Below are 16760 nucleotides of genomic sequence, written 5' to 3'. Positions count from 1 at the left end.
TCCTCGACAGAGACCGGACCTGGGGCGAGACTTGTCCGGCCGATGAGGTGCCCAAGCCGCGCACCGGTCCTAGAGGAAGGTGTCCGAGTGTCCCGCCGCAGAATCGGCTTCTGGTACCGCCTGGCAGCGGTCATCGCGAAACCGCCGCTGGTAGTGCTCTTCAAGCGGGACTGGCGGGGAATGGAGCACATTCCGGCCGACGGTGGATTTATCACCGCCGTCAATCACAACTCGTATCTGGACCCGCTGTCCTACGCGCACTTCCAGTACAACACCGGCCGGGTGCCCCGATTGCTCGCCAAGGCCGGACTCTTCAAGGTGCCTTTCGTCGGCATGATCCTCCGCGGATCGGGCCAGATCCCCGTCTACCGGGAGACCACGAACGCCCTGGACGCATTCCGGGCCGCCGTGGACGCCATCGAACGCGGTGAATGCGTCGCCTTTTACCCGGAAGGCACCCTGACCCGGGATCCCGAGATGTGGCCGATGGCCGGCAAGACCGGCGCCGCACGGGTGGCGCTGATCACCAAGGCGCCCGTCATTCCGGTGGCCCAATGGGGCGCGAATCTCGCGATGCCGCCCTATGCCAGGGAGAACAAGCTCAGCCTGTTCCCCCGCAAGACCCTCCAGGTCCTCGCCGGACCGCCCGTGGACCTCTCGGCCTTCCACGACCTGGAACCCACGCCGGACGTCCTCAAGGGCGCCACCGAGGCCATCATGGCCGACATCACCAAACTCCTGGAGGAGCTGCGCGGGGAGAACGCCCCCGCGCAGCCCTACGACCACCGCAGGGCCAGGGCGCAGCAGCGGCGCGACGCCGCGGGGGAGGACAACAAGTGACACGTCCCGTGAAGGTGGCCGTCTTCGGAACCGGCTCGTGGGGAACGGCCTTCGGCATGGTGCTCGCCGACGCCGGCTGCGAGGTGACCCTGTGGGGCCGTCGGCAGGAACTGGCCGACGCCATCAACAACGGCCGGACCAACCCCGACTACTTCCCCGACGTGGAACTGCCCGCGAACATGCGGGCCACCACCGACGCCGCACAGGCCGCGGACGGCGCCGACTTCGCGGTCCTCGCGATCCCCTCGCAGACCCTGCGCGGCAACCTCGCCGCCTGGGCCCCGCTGCTCCCGGCCGACGCCGTCCTCGTCTCCCTGATGAAGGGCATCGAACTCGGCAGCGCCAAGCGGATGAGCGAGGTCATCGAGGAGGTGGCCAAGGTCCCCTCCGAGCGGGTCGCCGTCGTCACCGGCCCCAACCTGGCCCGCGAGATCGTCGCCCGGCAGCCCGCCGCGTCGGTCGTCGCCTGTGTGGACGAGGCCGTGGCGCAGCGGCTCCAGGCCGCCTGCCACACCCCGTACTTCCGCCCGTACACGAGCACCGACGTCATCGGCTGCGAGCTCGGAGGCGCCGTCAAGAACGTCATCGGCCTCGCCGTCGGCATCGCGGACGGCATGGGGCTGGGCGACAACACCAAGGGCTCCCTCATCACCCGAGGCCTCGCCGAAGCCACCCGCCTGGGCCTGGCCATGGGCGCCGACCCGCTGACCTTCTCCGGACTCGCCGGGCTCGGCGACCTCGTCGCCACCTGCTCCTCGCCGCTCTCCCGGAACCACACCTTCGGCACCAACCTGGGCCGCGGGATGACCCTGGAGGAGACCATCGCGGTCACCAAGCAGACCGCCGAGGGGGTCAAGTCCTGCCAGTCGGTGGCGGATCTGGCCAACCGGTACGGAGTGGACATGCCGATCACCGACACCGTCGTCGACATCGTCCACCACGGCAAGCCCACGCTGGTCGCCCTGAAGGAACTCATGGGACGCAGCGCCAAACCGGAACGGCGCTGACTCCGTTCCGGCCGTTCGAACGGGTACCCTCGTGGCGATATGAGCAGCGAGAACCTCCCCCAGACCCCTGAGCAGCAGGGCCGCAAGCCCCGCGTGGCCGTCGTGTTCGGCGGCCGCAGCTCGGAACACGCCATTTCGGTCGTCACGGCAGGCGCCGTGCTGCGTTCCATCGACCGCTCCAAGTACGAGGTGCTGCCCATCGGCATCACCACGGACGGCCGGTGGGCGCTGACCGCCGACGAGCCCGAGCGCATGGCCATCGCGGACCGCGAGCTGCCGAGCGTGGAGACGCTCGCCGACTCCGCCGACGGCAGCGTCGTGCTCTCCGTCGACCCGGCCAGCCGCGAGGTCGTCTACACCGAGCCCGGCGCCGTTCCCAAGGCCCTGGGCGAGGTCGACGTCGTCTTCCCCGTCCTGCACGGCCCGTACGGCGAGGACGGCACCCTCCAGGGCCTCCTGGAGCTCTCCGGGATCCCGTACGTCGGCTCGGGCGTCCTCGCCTCGGCCGTCGGCCAGGACAAGGACTACATGAAGCGGGTCTTCACGTCCTTCGGGCTGAAGGTCGGCCCGTACGTGACCATCCGCCCCCGCGAGTGGGAGGCCGACCAGGACGCGGCCCGCGCCAAGGTCCTGGACTTCGCCGCCGAGCACGGCTGGCCGCTGTTCGTGAAGCCCGCCCGCGCGGGCTCCTCCATCGGCATCACCAAGGTCGACGACGCCGCCGGACTGGACGCCGCGATCCGCGAGGCCCGCCGCCACGACCCGAAGATCATCGTGGAGGCGCTGCTGCGCGGCCGCGAGATCGAGTGCGGGGTGCTGGAGTTCGAGGACGGCCCGCGCGCCAGCGCGCCCGCCGAGATCCCGCCGGTCTCCAGCCACGACTTCTACGACTTCGAGGCGAAGTACATCGACTCCGCCTCCGGGATCGTGCCCGCCCCGCTCACCCCGGAGCAGACCGCGGAAGTGCAGCGCCTGGCGATCGAGGCGTTCGACGCCGCGTCCTGCGAGGGCCTGGTGCGCGCCGACTTCTTCCTCACCGAGGACGGCGAGTTCGTCATCAACGAGATCAACACGATGCCGGGCTTCACCCCCATCTCGATGTACCCGCGCATGTGGCAGGAGGCCGGCATCGAGTACCAGCAGCTGGTGGACCTGCTCATCCAGGCGGCGCTGCGCCGCTCCACCGGGCTGCGCTAGCAGGCGGCCCGGACCCCGGACAGCCGACCGCCCGCCGCCGCGCTCATCGAGCGCGGCCGGCGGGCGGCGGTGTGCGGGCGGCGGATCCGGTGGGACGGATCCGGTGGGGGAACGCGTCGACGGACTCAGTAGGACGAGATGCCGACGGGCACGGACTCGGCAACGGCGCCGGACAGCCCGACCAGCATCCCGGCATCCGTGGCATGCTCCTCGTCGACCAGGACCTCGGTGTAGGCCAGCCGTGACCCGGTGGTGAACCGGTACCCGCCGTCGTCCGTCTTCTCCAGCAGCCAGCCGACGCCGTTCACCTCGACGCCCTCCTGTTTCGGATCCGCCATCTTGGGGGGCTTGGGGATACCGCACCGCAGTACGATCGCCGAGCCGCCCCACGCGGCCGTCAGATCCGAGCGCGGTTCGGTGGTGGTCCGCGCCAGCCCGGCCACCTCTTCGGGGAGCTTCTCGTGCAGCGTCGCACAGAGCCCCGCGACGTCGGCGGGCGGAGCGGGCGGCGGATCCACCGTGACCCCGGAATCCCCCGGGGCGCAGCCCGCGAGGGCCAGGAGGACCGCGGCGGCGGGCGGGGCGAGCAGACGGAGCGGCCGGCGGTGCAGTGACATCACCGGCCCAGAGTAGACGGGGGCTACAGATGGACCACCGGGCAGGTCAAGGTGCGGGTGATGCCCTCCACCTGCTGGACCTTGGCCACCACCATGCGGCCGAGATCGTCGACGGTGTCGGCCTGGGCGCGCACGATCACGTCGTAGGGGCCCGTCACGTCCTCGGCCTGGATCACCCCCGCGATCTGGCTGATGGACTCGGCGACGAACGACGCCTTGCCCACCTCGGTCTGGATGAGGATGTACGCCTGTACCACGGAACCTCCAGGGCGGCCACGGGGATCATTTCCCCTAACCTTCGGATGGGCCCGGGGACAACGGGCGGGCCCCGGCACGAAGGGACGCCACGGTACCGCGTCGCCGCGTGCCGCGGGGAGACCCTTCCCGCACGTGCCGTGGGGAGATCCGATGGACCCGGCGCCACGCACCGCGGGGCGTACGGAAAGCAGCAGTTGACGTATCTGTTGACGGTACCCAGAGCTGTGACGGCTCGCGACCGCAAGCGGACTTGCCAAGAAGGGGCACAGCGATGAAGGGCACTGTGGGCGAGCTGGGGGAGTTCGGGCTCATTCGGGAGCTCACCTCACGGCTCACCACCACCCCGGCGGTCCGGCTCGGACCGGGCGACGACGCCGCGGTGGTGTCGGCACCCGACCGCCGGGTCGTGGCGAGCACGGACATCCTGCTGGAGGGCCGGCACTTCCGGCGCGACTGGTCCACGGCCTACGACGTCGGCCGCAAGGCCGCCGCGCAGAACCTGGCCGATATCGCCGCCATGGGCGCGGTACCGACCGCGCTCCTGCTCGGCCTGGTCGTGCCGGCGGAACTGCCGGTCACCTGGCCCACCGAGCTGATGGACGGCATCCGCGACGAGTGCCAGGTCGCGGGCGCCGCGGTGGTCGGCGGCGACGTCGTACGCGGCGACACCATCACCGTCGCCATCACGGCCCTCGGTGACCTGCGCAACCACGAGCCCGTGCTGCGCTCCGGCGCCCGCCCCGGCGACGTGGTGGCCGTGACCGGCTGGCTCGGCTGGTCCGCCGCCGGGTTCGCCGTGCTCTCGCGCGGCTTCCGCTCTCCGCGCGCCTTCGTCGAGGCCCACCGCAGGCCCGAACCGCCGTACCACGCGGGTCCGGCGGCCGCCGGACTCGGCGCCACCGCCATGACCGACGTCAGTGACGGGCTGATCGCCGACCTCGGGCACATCGCCGAGGCGAGCAAGGTGCGCATCGACGTGCGGTCGGGGGCCGTGGACATCCCGACCCAGATGCACGACATCGGCCAGGCCGTCGGCGTCGACCCGCTCCAGTGGGTGCTCACCGGGGGAGAGGACCACGCCATCGTGGCGACGTTCCCGCCCGACGTGAAGCTGCCGGCGCGCTGGAAGGTCATCGGGGAGGTCCAGAACCGCTCCGCGCTGCCCCAGGTGACGGTGGACGGCGCCCCCTGGACCAGCACCGGCGGCTGGGACCACTTCGGCGCCGACCCGGCCCCCGAGGAGAACCTGCGATGAGCGGCCCCGTACCGCCGCTGTGCCTGACCGTCGCCGGATCCGACTCCGGCGGCGGCGCCGGCGTCCAGGCCGACCTCAAGGCCATGCTCGCGCTGGGCGTGCACGGCATGAGCGTGCTCACCGCCGTGACCGCCCAGAACTCCCTCGGCGTGCACGGGGTCTGGGAACTGCCGCCCGAGGCCGTCACGGCCCAGTACCGGGCCGTCGTCGACGACATCGGGGTGGGAGCGGTCAAGACCGGGATGCTGGCCTCGGCCGTCCTCGTCGAGACCGTCGCGGAACTGCTGGCCGGTACGGACGCCCCGGCGGTCGTGGACCCGGTGGGCGTCTCCAAGCACGGGGACGCGCTGCTCGCGGCCTCGGCGCTGGACGCCGTACGCGAGGAACTGCTGCCCCGGGCCACGGTCGCGACGCCGAACCTGGACGAGGTCGCCCAGCTCACCGGCATCGTCGTCGAGGACGAGGACGGGATGCGGCGGGCCGCCGACGCGATCCTGGGCCACGGAGCGCGGTGGGCGCTGATCAAGGGCGGACACCTCGCGGCGCACGGCGGCGAGGCCGTCGACCTGCTGACGGACGGGACCGAGGAGCACTGGCTGCGGGCGCCCCGCCACGACAACCGGCACACGCACGGCACGGGCTGCACGCTGGCCAGCGCAGTCGCGGCCGGCCTGGCCAAGGGGCGGACGGTCCCGGAGGCCGTCACGGAGGCCAAGGCGTACGTCACCGGCGCCATCGCGGCCGGCTTCGCCCTCGGCGCGGGCATCGGCCCCGTGGACCACGCCTGGCGGTGGAAGGGCACCACCAAGCGCTAGAACCCGTGCGCGGGTCCCCGGTTCACGCCGGGGGCCGGCGGCTCAGGAAGGTTCCGGGCAAGGCAAAAGGCCGGTTCACCTGGGTGAACCGGCCTTTCTGGCAACCGAGAAGGGCTGCGCGACGACGACGGAGGCCGTCAGCGCGAGACCTTGCCGGCCTTGATGCACGAGGTGCAGGCGTTGAGGCGCTTCGGCGTCCCATTGACCACGGCACGGACGCGCTGGATGTTCGGGTTCCAGCGACGCGAGGTGCGGCGGTGCGAGTGGGAGATGCTGTTGCCGAAGCTCGGCCCCTTGGCGCAAACGTCGCAGTTGGCAGCCACAGGTCACTCCAAAGACTTCAGATGCACTTACAGTGAAATCCGGCGCACCGGAATCAGAGATCTGAAGTGGCTTGCCGGACGAATGGCCCGACTCTCGACGGGCAACCTGAGCAGCATACAACGACTGCTTCGGTCCAAGAAAACTACCATGTGAGCCACCGGCCCTGCCCCGGGGTCCCGGGCCGGCGGCCGCCCTTCGTTACCCTGCGGTGAACCCTGGCCCGCACAAGGAGGAACGCCCGGTGGCGAACGAGCCCGGCCCGCACACCCTCGACGCCGAAGCGGTGCGCACCTGGAGCTCGCTGGCCCTGGCCGCACTGGGCCGGGCCCGCGAGGACATCGACGCGATCAACGTCTACCCGGTCGCGGACGCCGACACCGGCACCAACCTCTACCTGACCGCCGAGGCGGCCCACCGCGCGCTCACCGAAGCCTTCGAGAAGACCGACGGCGGGGTGACCGAGGGCACACCCGGGACCGCCTCCCTGGCCGAGGCCGTACGCGCCTACGCGCACGGGGCCCTCATAGGCGCCCGCGGCAACTCCGGCACGATCCTCGCCCAACTGCTGCGGGGCGTCGCCGACGTCCTGGGCGCCGAGCGCGCGCCCGCCGAACGCGCCCCCGGCACGCTGCTGGCCCGGGCCCTGACCAGGGCCGCGGAGGAGGCGTACCAGGCCGTCGCGCACCCCGTCGAGGGCACCATGCTCACCGTCGCGGGCGCCGCGGCCCGCGCCGGGGCCGCCGCGGAGAGCGCCGCCGCCACCGCCGCCGACGTCGCCAGGGCTGCGTACGACGGCGCCCGCGCGGCCCTCGCCGAGACCCCGGGACAACTCGCCGCGCTGAGCCGCGCCGGCGTCGTCGACGCCGGGGGCTGCGGGCTCGTCGCCGTACTCGGGGCCCTGTGGCAGGCCCTGTCCGGCGAGGCGCCCGCCGAGGAGCCGGTGCGCGGCCGGGCCGTGCCCGTACCGTCGACGCCGCAGCCCTGCGCCGAGGAACAGGGCGGACCCGGCTACGAGGTGATCTACCTGCTGGAGGCCGCCGAGGAAGCCGTCGGCGAGCTGCGCGAGCGCCTCGACGGACTCGGCGACTCCCTGGTGGTGGTCGGCGGCGACGGCCTGTGGAACGTCCACGTGCACGTCGACGACCCCGGCGCCGCCGTGGAGGCCGGAGTCGTCGCCGGCCGGCCGTACCGGATCCGCATCACGCACTTCGGCGACGAACGCCGCCGCGCCAAGGCCCCGCGCGCCCAACGGGCCGTGGTCGCCGTGGTCCCGGGCGAGGGGCTGGCCGCCCTGTGCGGGGAGGCCGGCGCGACCACCGTGCTGGCCCGCCCCGGCGAGGCGCCCGCCGTCACCGAACTCCTCGACGCCGTCGGCCGGGCCCACGCCCGCGAGGTGATCCTGCTCGCGGGCTCCGTCGAACTGCGCGCCGCCGCCGGCGCCGCCGCCGAACGGGCCCGCGCCGACGGGGTCCGCGTCGCCGTGATCCCCACCCGGTCCGCCGTCCAGAACCTGGCCGCGCTCGCCGTGCACGACCCCGACGCCAGCTTCGACGAGGACGTCGTCGCGATGACGGCCGCCGCCGGCGCCACCCGGTACGCGGAACTCGCCGTCGCCGAGGCCCGGTCCTTCACCTCCGTCGGCATCTGCCAGGCCGGCGACGTGCTCGGCCTCATCGACGGGGACGTCGCCGTCATAGGCTCGGGCCTGCCCGAGACGGCCGAGGCGGTGCTGGAGCGGATGCTCGGCTCCGGCGGCGAACTCGTCACCCTCGTACTGGGACCCGAGGTCCCCGACACCCTGGCCGCGCACCTGGAGGCGTACGTCCAGCACGGACACCTGGCCGTCGACACCGTCACCTACCGGGGCGGACGCTGGTCGGCGCCCCTCCTCATCGGGGTGGAATAGCCGGCTTGTCGGCGCCATGGTGTGCAATGGAACACGTGCCCGCGCTCGACGAAGACCTCAAGAAGACCCTCGGCCCCGCCACCGCCAAGGTGCTGGCCGAGCAGCTCGGCCTGCACACGGCCCTGGACTTGCTGCACCACTACCCCCGGCGGTACGCCGAGCGCGGCGAGCTGACCCCGCTCGCCGAACTCGCCGACCAGATCGACGAGCACGTCACCGTCGTCGCCCAGGTCGCCGACGCCCGACTGCTGACCTACCAGGGCAGCCGAGGCGGCGGAAAGCGCCTGGAGGTGACCATCACCGACGGCAGCGGCCGCCTCCAACTGGTCTTCTTCGGCGCCGGCGTCCACAAACCGCACAAGGACCTGCTGCCCGGCAGCCGCGCCATGTTCGCGGGCAAGGTCTCGAAGTTCAACAACAAGCTCCAACTGGCCCACCCGGCCTACGAACCGCTCGGCGCGGACGCCTCCGACCAGGACGCCGCCAGCGCCTTCGCGGGCCGGCTCATCCCGATCTACCCGGCCTGCGCCAAGATGGAGTCCTGGAAGATCACCAAATGCGTCGACGCGGTACTGCCCGGCGTCGGCGAGATCGTGGACCCGCTCCCGCCCGCCCTGCGCGAGGGCCGCGGGCTGCTCCCGCTCACCGAGGCCCTCCTCAAGATCCACCGACCCACCACCAAGGCCGACATCGAGGACGCCCGCCAACGCCTCAAGTGGGACGAGGCCTTCGTCCTCCAAGTGGCCCTGGCCCGCCGCCGGCACGACGACTCCCAGCTCCCGGCCGTCCCGCGCCGCGCCACCCCCGGCGGCCTCCTCGACTCCTTCGACGCCACCCTGCCCTTCACCCTCACCGAGGGCCAGCAGACCGTCTCGAAGGAGATCTTCGACGGCCTGGGCACCAGCCACCCCATGCACCGACTCCTCCAGGGCGAGGTCGGATCCGGGAAAACGATGGTGGCCCTGCGGGCCATGCTCGCCGTCGTCGACTCCGGCGGACAGGCCGCGATGCTCGCGCCGACCGAGGTGCTCGCCCAACAGCACCACCGGTCCATCACCGAGATGATGGGCGAACTCGCCGAGGGCGGCATGCTCGGCGGCTCAGACCGGGGCACCAAGGTGGTGCTGCTCACCGGCTCTATGGGCATGCCCGCCCGCCGGCAGGCCCTGCTCGACCTGGTCACCGGCGAGGCCGGCATCGTCATCGGCACCCACGCCCTGATCGAGGACAAGGTCCGCTTCCACGACCTCGGCCTGGTCGTCGTCGACGAACAGCACCGCTTCGGCGTCGAACAGCGCGACGCCCTGCGCTCGAAGGGCAAGCAGCCCCCGCACCTGCTCGTCATGACGGCCACCCCGATCCCGCGCACCGTCGCCATGACCGTCTTCGGCGACCTGGAGACCTCCGTCCTGGACCAGCTGCCCGCCGGGCGCTCCCCGATCGCCACGCACGTGGTGCCCGCCAAGGACAAGCCGCACTTCCTCACCCGCGCCTGGGAGCGGGTCCGCGAGGAGGTGGAGAACGGCCACCAGGCGTACGTGGTCTGCCCCCGGATCGGCGACGGCGAGGACGAGCCCAAGAAGAAGAAGGCCGCCGAGGAGGACGGCGACCGGCGGCCCCCGCTCGCGGTCCTGGAGATCGCCGAACAACTGGTCAAGGGACCCCTGTCCGGGCTGTCCGTCGAAGTGCTGCACGGCCGGATGGACCCCGCAGACAAGGACGACGTGATGCGCCGCTTCGCCGCCGGCGAGGTCAAGGTGCTGGTCGCGACCACCGTCATCGAGGTCGGGGTGAACGTACCGAACTCCACCGTCATGGTGATCATGGACGCGGACCGGTTCGGCGTCTCCCAACTCCACCAGCTGCGCGGCCGCGTCGGCCGCGGCTCCGCCCCCGGCCTGTGCCTGCTGGTCAGCGAGATGCACGAGGCGAGCCCCGCCCGGGCCCGGCTCGCCGCGGTCGCCGCCACCCTCGACGGGTTCGAACTCTCGCGGATCGACCTGGAACAGCGCCGCGAGGGCGACGTCCTCGGCCAGGCCCAGTCGGGCGTGCGCTCCTCGCTGCGGATGCTCGCCGTCATCGAGGACGAGGAGGTCATCGCCCAGGCCCGGGAGGAAGCCACCCGCGTCGTCGCCGCAGACCCCGACCTGGAGCGGCTGCCCGGACTGCGCACCGCGCTGGCCGCCCTGCTGGACACCGAACGGGAGCAGTACCTGGACAAGGGCTGAACGGCGGCCCCCCGGCGGCACGACCTATCGTGGGGCGGGAGACCGACATCCCGCCCACCCCAGCGAAGGACCCCAGATGACCCGCGTGATCGCCGGCACCGCCGGCGGGCGGCGGCTGACCGTGCCGCCCGGCACCGGCACCCGCCCCACCTCCGACCGGATGCGCGAGGGGCTCTTCTCCACCTGGGAGTCGCTGCACGGCCTGGAGGGCGCCCGGGTGCTCGACCTCTACGGCGGCTCCGGCGCCGTGGGCCTGGAAGCCCTCTCCCGGGGCGCGGCCCACGCCCTGCTCGTCGAGGCCGACGCCAAGGCCTCCCAGGCCATCCGGCAGAACATCACGACCCTGGGACTGCCCGGCGCCGAGTTCCGCCCGGGCAAGGCGGAGCAGATCGTCGCGGCCACCGCGCAGGGGGACCCGTACGACATCGTCTTCCTGGACCCCCCGTACGCCGTCGAGCACGGCGATCTTGGCGAGATCCTGCTCACACTCCGGTCCAATGGCTGGCTCACCGACGATGCGCTCGTCACCGTGGAGCGCAGTACGAGGAGCGGTGCGTTCCCGTGGCCCGAGGGCTTCGAGCCGCTCCGCTCGCGCAAGTACGGCGAGGGCACGCTTTGGTACGGTCGCGCCGCCTTCACCAGCGAAGATTCATGATGCCCGCACGGGAGAGCGAGGGACTTCAGTTGCGCCGCGCCGTCTGTCCGGGGTCGTTCGACCCCATCACCAACGGACACCTCGACATCATCGGCCGGGCCTCCCGGCTCTACGACGTGGTCCACGTCGCCGTGATGATCAACCAGTCCAAGCAGGGTCTCTTCACCGTCGAGGAGCGGATCGAACTCATCCGCGAGGCGACCGCCGACTACGGGAACATCGAGGTCGAGTCCTTCCACGGGCTGCTCGTCGACTTCTGCAAGCAGCGGGACATCCCGGCCATCGTCAAGGGCCTGCGCGCGGTCAGCGACTTTGACTACGAACTCCAGATGGCCCAGATGAACATGGGCCTGTCGGGAGTCGAAACGCTGTTCGTGCCGACCAACCCGACCTACAGCTTCCTGTCGTCCTCCCTGGTCAAGGAGGTCGCGGCCTGGGGTGGCGACGTCGCCCACCTGCTCCCCGCGCACGTGCACGCGGCGCTGATCGAGCGACTCGGTTCCAAGTGACCGGGCGGCGGCCGGACCGGGGTTCCCCGGTCCGCGTCGCCCGCCGGTCCGGTGGCCCTACAGTCGACTCCTCAGCCGTCCCGTCCGTCCCGGCACCGGCCCGGGGCAGAGAGTGCGAGCCCCCATGGACGTACAGAAGAAGCTGGACGAGATCGTCGCGGCCGTCGGCGCCGCCCGGTCCATGCCCATGTCGGCCTCCTGCGTGCTCAACCGCACCGAGCTCCTCGCCCGACTCGACGAGTTGCGCCAGGCCCTGCCCGGCTCCCTCGCCCAGGCGCGCGAGCTCCTCGGCGGCCGGGAGCAGATGGTCGAGGAGGCCCGCCGGGAGGCGGAGCGGATCATCGGATCCGCGCACGCCCAGCGGGGCGCGCTGATCGCCGACACCGAGGTCGCCCGCCGCTCGCAGGCCGAGGCGGACCGGATCCTGGCGGACGCCCGCCGCGAGGCCGAGGAGATCAGGGCCGAGGCGGACGACTACGTCGACAGCAAGCTCGCCAACTTCGAGGTCGTCCTCGGCAAGACCATCGGCGCGGTGGACCGCGGCCGGGAGAAGCTGTTGGGTCGCGGCCCCGGCCACGGCCGGGAACACCCGGACGACGCGGACGCCCCCGAGCGCAGCGAGGACCCGCGCACGCAGCGCGAGCAGGCGGACGCGTACGTCGACACGAAACTGGCGACCTTCGAGGCGGTGCTCGCCAAGACCCTGGAGGCCGTCGGTCGGGGCCGCCAGAAGCTCCAGGGCCGGGGCCGGAGCGACGACCTCGGGGCCCACGTGGCCGCCCAGGACGCCGTCGGGGGCCGGGCGGGACGCCCGTCGAGCGACGCGGACTTCCTGGCGGGCCTGGCCGAACCGGCCCCGGCGCACGTTCCGATCCCGGCGCAGGCGCAGCCGGAGCCCGCGTACGAGGCCTACTACCCGCAGCCGGTGGCCGCGCAGCAGGACGCGTACGGCTACCAGGACCCCTACGGGGGGCAGGCGTACGGCACGCAGCAGCAGCCCGCGTACGTCGATCCGTACGGCGGCGGGCAGCAACCCGACCCGTACGCGGCGTACCAGCAGCAGCCGCAGCAGCCGCAAGCGCGGCAGCCGGCGCTCGACGAGACCAGCTTCTTCGACACGGGCATGATCAACCTGGACCAGCTGCGCCCGTACGAACAGGGGCGCTAGCCCGGATTGGGTCCAGGGCGCGTCGCCGGGTATCCTGGCACTTCGGTCGCGCGTATGCACCGCGATCCATGCTGCCCGTAAGCGGTTCCCCGCTTGTGCGGCAGGTGTTTGATCTTCAACGATCCGTGAAAGCAGGAACGGCCCTGAATACCCGCCTTGACCACCGCGACCCCCTCGTGTTCGACACGCACGAACTGGGTCGGCGTCCGGGTGCCATGCAGCGGCTGTCCCGTGAGATCGCGACCCCGGCGGACTTCGGTCTCGCCGGTGTCATCGGAGTGCCGGAAGGCACCCCGCTGAAGCTCAAGCTCCGCCTGGAGTCGGTCATGGAAGGGGTGCTTGTCACAGGCACCGCCCGTGCATCGGCCGTGGGGGAGTGCGTAAGGTGTCTGGAGACCGTCGAGCGTGAGCTCAAGGCGGACTTCCAGGAGATGTTCTCGTACCCTGACGCCGACGACCGGACCCGCTCCAAGGCGGAGCCGGCCGACGACGCCGAGGACGACGAGGACACTCTCTTCCTCGAGGACGGCTTGTTCGACCTCGAACCCGTGCTGCGCGATGTGGTGGTGCTCGCACTGCCCATGCAGCCGGTGTGCCGGGAGGACTGTCTCGGACTGTGCCCCGATTGCGGGCTCAGCCTGAACGACGACCCGGACCACCACCATGACGCCGTCGACATCCGTTGGGCGGCATTGCAGGGACTCGTCGTGACCGATCAGGACGACGAGAAGGACAACATGAGCGGCACTGCCTCTGACGGAGTTCAGGGCGCCGCCGAGAAGCAGGAGAAGTAGCCGTGGCTGTTCCGAAGCGGAAGATGTCGCGCAGCAACACGCGCCACCGCCGGTCGCAGTGGAAGGCTGCGGTCCCCACCCTGGTTTCGTGTGAGCGTTGCCAGGAGCCGAAGCTCCAGCACATTGCGTGCCCGAGCTGCGGCACCTACAACAAGCGCCAGGTCCTCGAGGTCTGAGCGGCTGGTGAGAGGCGCAATGTCTGAGCTGTCCAACGCTGAGAAGCAGGCAGACAGTAAGAACGCGGCCTCGTCCCACACGCTTCTGGAAGGGCGGCTCGGGTACCAACTCGAGTCCGCCCTTCTGGTGCGTGCGCTGACCCACCGTTCGTACGCGTACGAGAACGGCGGTCTGCCCACCAACGAACGCCTGGAGTTCCTCGGGGACTCCGTGCTGGGCCTGGTGGTCACGGACACGCTGTACACCACCCACCCCGACCTGCCTGAAGGCCAGCTGGCCAAATTGCGGGCCGCGGTGGTCAACTCGCGTGCGCTGGCGGAGGTGGGGCGCGGCCTCGAACTCGGCTCCTTCATCCGGCTCGGCCGGGGCGAAGAGGGCACGGGTGGCCGGGACAAGGCCTCCATCCTCGCCGACACCCTTGAAGCGGTGATCGGCGCGGTCTACCTCGATCAGGGCCTCGACGCGGCCTCGGAGCTGGTTCACCGGCTCTTCGACCCGCTCATCGAGAAGTCCTCCAACCTCGGGGCCGGCCTGGACTGGAAGACCAGTCTCCAGGAGCTCACGGCGGCTGAAGGCCTCGGCGTACCGGAATATCTGGTGACCGAGACCGGACCGGACCACGAAAAGACCTTTACCGCTGCTGCCCGCGTCGGTGGTGTCTCGTACGGCACCGGCACCGGCCGCAGCAAGAAGGAAGCGGAACAGCAGGCAGCGGAGTCCGCCTGGCGCGGGATCCGTGGCGCGGCGGACGAGCGGATCGCGGCGGCCGCCGCGCCCGTCGCGATGCCCGCCGCCGCTGCGGCCGAGGACGACGGGGCGCCGACGCCCGCCGAACCGACGCCGGGCGCCTGACGGCACCGCCCCTTCGGGTGTTTCCCCGCCCGCCCCCTGCCCCGGCAGGAGGCGGGCGGATCCGTTTCCGGGGGCTGTTTCCGGATCCCTTTCCGGGCGGGACGGGGAGGCCGGTAGGCTCGCCGGAGCCCCCAGTCCGTGGATCTCCGGAGGAGAACGCCGTGCCCGAGCTGCCCGAAGTCGAAGTGGTGCGGCGCGGGCTGGAGCGATGGGTGGCCGGGCGGACCGTCGCGTCCGTGGAAGTGCTGCACCCCCGCGCGGTACGCCGCCACCTCGCCGGCGGCGCCGATTTCGCCGCGCGCCTGGCCGGCCGGACGATCGGGGTGCCGCGGCGGCGCGGCAAGTACCTGTGGCTGCCGCTGGAGGGCGGGGACCTCTCCGTACTCGGCCACCTCGGGATGAGCGGGCAGCTGCTGGTGCAGCCTGCCGACGCCCCCGACGAGAAGCACCTGCGCATCCGGGTCCGCTTCGCCGACGACGCCGCCACCGAGCTGCGCTTCGTCGACCAGCGCACCTTCGGCGGGCTGTCCCTGCACGAGATCGTCGGCGACGGCGCCGAGGGGCTGCCCGACGTCATCGCGCACATCGCGCGCGACCCGCTGGACCCGCTCTTCGACGAAGCGGCCTACCACCTCGCGCTGCGCGCCAAGCGCACCACCGTGAAGCGGGCCCTGCTGGACCAGTCGCTGATCAGCGGGGTCGGCAACATCTACGCCGACGAGGCGCTGTGGCGCGCGAAGCTGCACTACGAGCGCCCCACCGGCACGCTGACGCGCCCCCGGAGCACGGAACTCCTGACCCACGTACGGGACGTCATGAACGCCGCGCTCGCCGTCGGCGGGACCAGCTTCGACAGCCTGTACGTCAACGTGAACGGCGAGTCGGGCTACTTCGACCGCTCGCTCGACGCGTACGGCCGGGAGGGTGAACCCTGCCGCCGCTGCGGCACGCCCATGAGGCGCCGGGCCTGGATGAACCGGTCCAGCTACTTCTGCCCGCGCTGTCAGCGGCCGCCGCGCTCGGAGTCGTAGGCGCCGCGGGAGACCATGACCTGGTCCATGCTGCCTTCGAGGAAGTGGATGAGCGCGAGCAGTCGGTCCGCGACCTCACGGCCGAGCGCCGTGAGCTCGTAGTCGACGCGCGGCGGGTTGGTCGGCTGCGCCTCGCGGTGCACGATGCCGTCGCGTTCCAGCGCGTGCAGGGTCTGCGAGAGCATCTTCTCGCTCACCCCGTCGACCCGGCGGCGCAACTCGTTGAAGCGGCAGGGCCCTTCGCGCAGGGCGCCGACCGTCAGGCTGCCCCAACGGCCGGTGACGTGCTCCAGGGTTTCCCGGGACGGACAGGCGCGCGCGAAGACGTCGAACGGCAGGTCCGCGCCGGCGGCCTCGGTACAGACAGGTGTCTCCATACGCACAAGCGTACCGCCGGGCAGCGCTAACTGTCTGCTTGCGCTTTCGAAAAGTTAGTGCTTTTCTTTCTCTCGTCGCACCGCGCCACCCACCGCACCGCTCCTGAGGAGAACAGTCATGTCCGCAGTCACCCCCGCACCCGTCGTGTCGATCGCCTACCACTCCGGCTACGGGCACACCGCGGTCGTCGCCGAGGCCGTCCGAGCGGGAGCCGCCGCGGCCGGCGCGACGGTCCACCTGATCAACGTCGACGGGATCGGCGAAGCCGAATGGGAGCTGCTCGACGGCTCCGACGCCATCGTCTTCGGCTCCCCGACCTACATGGGCACCGCCTCCGGCGCCTTCCACGTCTTCGCCGAGGCCACCTCGAAGCGTTGGTTCGGCGACGTCTGGCAGGACAAGGTCGCCGCCGGCTTCACCAACTCCGGCTCCAAGAGCGGCGACAAGCTGCACACCCTGCAGTTCTTCCAGACGCTCGCCGCGCAGCACGGCATGAGCTGGGTCAACCTGGGCCTCAAGCCCGGCTGGAACTCGACCACGGGCTCCGAGTTCGACCTCAACCGTCTCGGCTTCTTCTCCGGCGCCGCGGCCCAGACCAACTCCGACGAGGGTCCGGAAGGCGTGCACAAGGCAGACCTCGCTACGGCCGAGCACCTCGGCCGCCGCGTCGCCGACCACACCCGTGTGATCGTGGCGGGCCGGGCGGCGCTGTCGGCGACCGCCGCCGTCTGATCGGGCGAGGGGGCGGG

Annotated in this window: 19 protein-coding genes; 15 read left to right on the top strand and 4 right to left on the bottom strand. The window is 71.7% G+C overall.

What is annotated here, in order from left to right; all coding sequences use genetic code 11:
• Window positions 1-87 precede the first annotated feature (87 nt).
• The 3 genes from ACZ4XJ_RS19575 to ACZ4XJ_RS19565 are packed head-to-tail and all read left to right on the top strand — an operon-like array spanning window position 88 to window position 3044.
• A complete protein-coding gene (locus ACZ4XJ_RS19575; RefSeq protein WP_362875863.1) occupies window positions 88-840 on the top strand; it encodes a lysophospholipid acyltransferase family protein in 753 nt (250 codons plus the stop codon).
• Complete coding sequence (locus tag ACZ4XJ_RS19570; protein WP_362875864.1) at window positions 837-1847, top strand: NAD(P)H-dependent glycerol-3-phosphate dehydrogenase; 1011 nt, start codon at window positions 837-839, stop codon at window positions 1845-1847. The genes ACZ4XJ_RS19575 and ACZ4XJ_RS19570 overlap by 4 nt, the downstream gene beginning before the upstream one ends.
• A 39-nt stretch (window positions 1848-1886) precedes the next feature.
• Complete coding sequence (locus tag ACZ4XJ_RS19565) at window positions 1887-3044, top strand: D-alanine--D-alanine ligase family protein (RefSeq protein WP_362875865.1); 1158 nt, start codon at window positions 1887-1889, stop codon at window positions 3042-3044.
• A 125-nt stretch (window positions 3045-3169) separates the two neighbouring features.
• Here the strand turns inward: ACZ4XJ_RS19565 and ACZ4XJ_RS19560 are convergent, their stop codons facing one another.
• Together ACZ4XJ_RS19560 and ACZ4XJ_RS19555 are read right to left on the bottom strand one after the other, a co-directional pair.
• The gene (locus ACZ4XJ_RS19560; protein WP_362875976.1) at window positions 3170-3661 is read right to left on the bottom strand and encodes a DUF3515 domain-containing protein; all 492 of its coding nucleotides are present in this window, start codon (window positions 3659-3661) and stop codon (window positions 3170-3172) included.
• Between the two features lie 23 nt (window positions 3662-3684).
• Window positions 3685-3918, bottom strand: coding sequence for an Lrp/AsnC ligand binding domain-containing protein (locus tag ACZ4XJ_RS19555; protein ID WP_281206340.1), 234 nt, complete (start codon window positions 3916-3918; stop codon window positions 3685-3687).
• 272 nt (window positions 3919-4190) lie between these two features.
• Between ACZ4XJ_RS19555 and ACZ4XJ_RS19550 the strand changes: the two genes are divergently transcribed.
• Window positions 4191-5174, top strand: a complete 984-nt coding sequence (locus ACZ4XJ_RS19550; RefSeq protein ID WP_362875866.1) for a thiamine-phosphate kinase — start codon at window positions 4191-4193, stop codon at window positions 5172-5174.
• On the top strand, window positions 5171-5989 hold the full coding sequence (thiD, locus tag ACZ4XJ_RS19545; RefSeq protein ID WP_362875867.1) for a bifunctional hydroxymethylpyrimidine kinase/phosphomethylpyrimidine kinase: 819 nt from the start codon (window positions 5171-5173) through the stop codon (window positions 5987-5989). The genes ACZ4XJ_RS19550 and thiD overlap by 4 nt, the downstream gene beginning before the upstream one ends.
• Window positions 5990-6126: 137 nt before the next feature.
• Here thiD and rpmB read toward each other — a convergent pair whose 3' ends face one another.
• Window positions 6127-6312, bottom strand: coding sequence for a 50S ribosomal protein L28 (rpmB, locus tag ACZ4XJ_RS19540; RefSeq protein WP_073911113.1), 186 nt, complete (start codon window positions 6310-6312; stop codon window positions 6127-6129).
• Between the two features lie 242 nt (window positions 6313-6554).
• Between rpmB and ACZ4XJ_RS19535 the strand changes: the two genes are divergently transcribed.
• The 9 genes from ACZ4XJ_RS19535 to mutM all read left to right on the top strand — a co-directional run bounded on the left by ACZ4XJ_RS19535 (window position 6555) and on the right by mutM (window position 15633).
• Window positions 6555-8219 carry a DAK2 domain-containing protein gene (locus ACZ4XJ_RS19535; protein WP_468496869.1) on the top strand — a complete coding sequence of 555 codons (1665 nt, stop codon included), beginning with the start codon at window positions 6555-6557 and terminating at the stop codon, window positions 8217-8219.
• Between the two features lie 26 nt (window positions 8220-8245).
• A complete protein-coding gene (gene recG / locus ACZ4XJ_RS19530) occupies window positions 8246-10447 on the top strand; it encodes an ATP-dependent DNA helicase RecG (RefSeq protein WP_362875869.1) in 2202 nt (733 codons plus the stop codon).
• A gap of 76 nt (window positions 10448-10523) precedes the next feature.
• Window positions 10524-11102: a 16S rRNA (guanine(966)-N(2))-methyltransferase RsmD gene (gene rsmD / locus ACZ4XJ_RS19525; RefSeq protein ID WP_362875870.1), complete on the top strand. Its 579-nt coding sequence runs from the start codon at window positions 10524-10526 to the stop codon at window positions 11100-11102.
• Window positions 11103-11131: 29 nt separating this feature from the next.
• The gene (gene coaD / locus ACZ4XJ_RS19520) at window positions 11132-11611 is read left to right on the top strand and encodes a pantetheine-phosphate adenylyltransferase (RefSeq protein WP_281206353.1); all 480 of its coding nucleotides are present in this window, start codon (window positions 11132-11134) and stop codon (window positions 11609-11611) included.
• Window positions 11612-11735: 124 nt separating this feature from the next.
• Window positions 11736-12779 (top strand): DivIVA domain-containing protein, encoded by a 1044-nt coding sequence (locus tag ACZ4XJ_RS19515; RefSeq protein ID WP_468496868.1) that lies wholly within the window; start codon window positions 11736-11738, stop codon window positions 12777-12779.
• A 143-nt stretch (window positions 12780-12922) separates the two neighbouring features.
• On the top strand, window positions 12923-13573 hold the full coding sequence (locus ACZ4XJ_RS19510) for a YceD family protein (protein WP_468496971.1): 651 nt from the start codon (window positions 12923-12925) through the stop codon (window positions 13571-13573).
• A gap of 2 nt (window positions 13574-13575) precedes the next feature.
• Entirely contained in the window at window positions 13576-13749 is a 174-nt protein-coding gene (gene rpmF / locus ACZ4XJ_RS19505; RefSeq protein ID WP_003965982.1) for a 50S ribosomal protein L32, read from the top strand.
• Between the two features lie 19 nt (window positions 13750-13768).
• Window positions 13769-14602 (top strand): ribonuclease III, encoded by an 834-nt coding sequence (gene rnc / locus ACZ4XJ_RS19500; protein ID WP_362875872.1) that lies wholly within the window; start codon window positions 13769-13771, stop codon window positions 14600-14602.
• A 161-nt stretch (window positions 14603-14763) separates the two neighbouring features.
• On the top strand, window positions 14764-15633 hold the full coding sequence (gene mutM, locus ACZ4XJ_RS19495; RefSeq protein ID WP_468496867.1) for a bifunctional DNA-formamidopyrimidine glycosylase/DNA-(apurinic or apyrimidinic site) lyase: 870 nt from the start codon (window positions 14764-14766) through the stop codon (window positions 15631-15633).
• On the opposite strand, the gene ACZ4XJ_RS19490 is transcribed toward mutM, so the two are convergent.
• A complete protein-coding gene (locus ACZ4XJ_RS19490) occupies window positions 15606-16010 on the bottom strand; it encodes a winged helix-turn-helix transcriptional regulator (protein WP_362875874.1) in 405 nt (134 codons plus the stop codon). The two genes, mutM and ACZ4XJ_RS19490, sit on opposite strands and share 28 nt — an antisense overlap.
• A 118-nt stretch (window positions 16011-16128) precedes the next feature.
• Between ACZ4XJ_RS19490 and ACZ4XJ_RS19485 the strand changes: the two genes are divergently transcribed.
• Window positions 16129-16743, top strand: a complete 615-nt coding sequence (locus ACZ4XJ_RS19485) for a flavodoxin family protein (protein WP_362875875.1) — start codon at window positions 16129-16131, stop codon at window positions 16741-16743.
• The last annotated feature ends 17 nt before the right edge of the window (window positions 16744-16760 follow it).

The organism is Streptomyces sp. NPDC029836 (assembly GCF_055574495.1).
Note: the sequence above shows the minus strand (reverse complement) of the source record. Positions and strands in the feature narration are given on the sequence as shown.

Excerpts from the sequence above, each read along its gene's own strand:
- ACZ4XJ_RS19515 (WP_468496868.1), top strand. The coding sequence starts at position 11,736 with ATGGACGTACAGAAGAAGCTGGACGAGATCGTCGCGGCCGTCGGCGCC.
- rsmD (WP_362875870.1), top strand. The coding sequence starts at position 10,524 with ATGACCCGCGTGATCGCCGGCACCGCCGGCGGGCGGCGGCTGACCGTG.
- rnc (WP_362875872.1), top strand. The coding sequence starts at position 13,769 with ATGTCTGAGCTGTCCAACGCTGAGAAGCAGGCAGACAGTAAGAACGCG.
- recG (WP_362875869.1), top strand. The coding sequence starts at position 8,246 with ATGGAACACGTGCCCGCGCTCGACGAAGACCTCAAGAAGACCCTCGGC.
- thiD (WP_362875867.1), top strand. The coding sequence starts at position 5,171 with ATGAGCGGCCCCGTACCGCCGCTGTGCCTGACCGTCGCCGGATCCGAC.
- ACZ4XJ_RS19485 (WP_362875875.1), top strand. The coding sequence starts at position 16,129 with ATGTCCGCAGTCACCCCCGCACCCGTCGTGTCGATCGCCTACCACTCC.
- ACZ4XJ_RS19565 (WP_362875865.1), top strand. The coding sequence starts at position 1,887 with ATGAGCAGCGAGAACCTCCCCCAGACCCCTGAGCAGCAGGGCCGCAAG.
- ACZ4XJ_RS19550 (WP_362875866.1), top strand. The coding sequence starts at position 4,191 with ATGAAGGGCACTGTGGGCGAGCTGGGGGAGTTCGGGCTCATTCGGGAG.
- ACZ4XJ_RS19560 (WP_362875976.1), bottom strand. The coding sequence starts at position 3,661 with ATGTCACTGCACCGCCGGCCGCTCCGTCTGCTCGCCCCGCCCGCCGCC.
- ACZ4XJ_RS19490 (WP_362875874.1), bottom strand. The coding sequence starts at position 16,010 with ATGGAGACACCTGTCTGTACCGAGGCCGCCGGCGCGGACCTGCCGTTC.